Annotated in this window: 1 protein-coding gene and 1 pseudogene; one reads left to right on the plus strand and one right to left on the minus strand. The window is 24.4% G+C overall.

Annotated features, from left to right (window positions below; translation table 11 throughout):
- Positions 1 to 284 (plus strand): annotated as a pseudogene (locus HMPREF0202_RS15220) (hypothetical protein); the annotation flags it as partial.
- A gap of 212 nt (positions 285 to 496) precedes the next feature.
- Here HMPREF0202_RS15220 and gloA2 read toward each other — a convergent pair.
- Entirely contained in the window at positions 497 to 880 is a 384-nt protein-coding gene (gene gloA2 / locus HMPREF0202_RS03175; protein ID WP_023051940.1) for an SMU1112c/YaeR family gloxylase I-like metalloprotein, read from the minus strand.
- Positions 881 to 1,131 lie beyond the last annotated feature (251 nt).

Raw genomic sequence — 1,131 nt, forward strand, 5'->3', positions numbered from 1 at the left:
AAAAAGAAGAATCAACTAACAGTATTGTAACCTATTCTTTGTCAAAAGACAATACTGTAACATATAAAAGTAATAGGTATCAACTTCCAAAGGAAACATATTCAGATAAACAAAAAGAAGTTGGGGTAGTTTGTGAAGATAATCGAATAACTTTTTTTAATCTAAAAATTAAAGAAAGTATTAATACTTATGAGACTTCCAAGGATAAAGATAAACTTATCTCAAATATTTCTAGAAATACAACGCCTAATCCTAAAGTTTTGGAGTTATATTTTGATTTTTAATTTAATTTTTTTCATTACCTTCTTTACCTTATTTACATCTTTTCTAAAATTAAAAATCCTTTTACCAATCCTATTATAATAAATAAAATTTGTAATATTCTTATTGCATTATTTAGTTCATTTAAGCATTTATGATAAAATACCATACTTTAATTTTATTTTGATAAAAAGAGCTGGATTCCTCCAGCTCTTTTTAAACAAATCTTATTTTTTTATAATTCATAAATTTCAAGTGGAAGATTATCAGGATCTTGAAAAAATGTAAATCTTTTACCTGTTATTTCATCAATTCTAATAGGTTCACATTGTATCTCTTTAGAATCTAAATATTCTACCATTTTAAATATATCTTCAACTTCAAAAGCTAAGTGACGTAATCCTGTAGCTTCTGGATAGCTCAATCTTTTAGGAGACTCTAAAAAAGAAAAAAGCTCAATTTCACAGTTCCCAATTGCTAAATCTAATTTATATGAATTTCTCTCTTTACGATAAGTCTCCTTTATAATTTCAAGATTTAAAATTTCTGTGTAAAAGTTTTTTGATTTTGCATAATCAGAACAAATTATTGCTACATGATGAATTTTCTTTAAATACATATTACCGTTACTTTATTAATCTATAAATGAGCCATTTTTATTTTTCTGATTTCACGATATTTAGACTCTTATAGTAACGGTTATTCACCCCCCCGAGATTTTTCATATTTTCGTGAAACTATTTTTTATTTTTTTTATTATTCTTAACACTACCTTTAACTTCAAGAAGAATTTTTTCTTTAGTTGTGTGTATTGCAAGTAAATTCTAAAATTAATTGTAGAAAAAATTAGAACATTACTCAAACCATTAA

It is taken from the genome of Cetobacterium somerae ATCC BAA-474, from assembly GCF_000479045.1.
Lineage (GTDB): Bacteria > Fusobacteriota > Fusobacteriia > Fusobacteriales > Fusobacteriaceae > Cetobacterium_A > Cetobacterium_A somerae.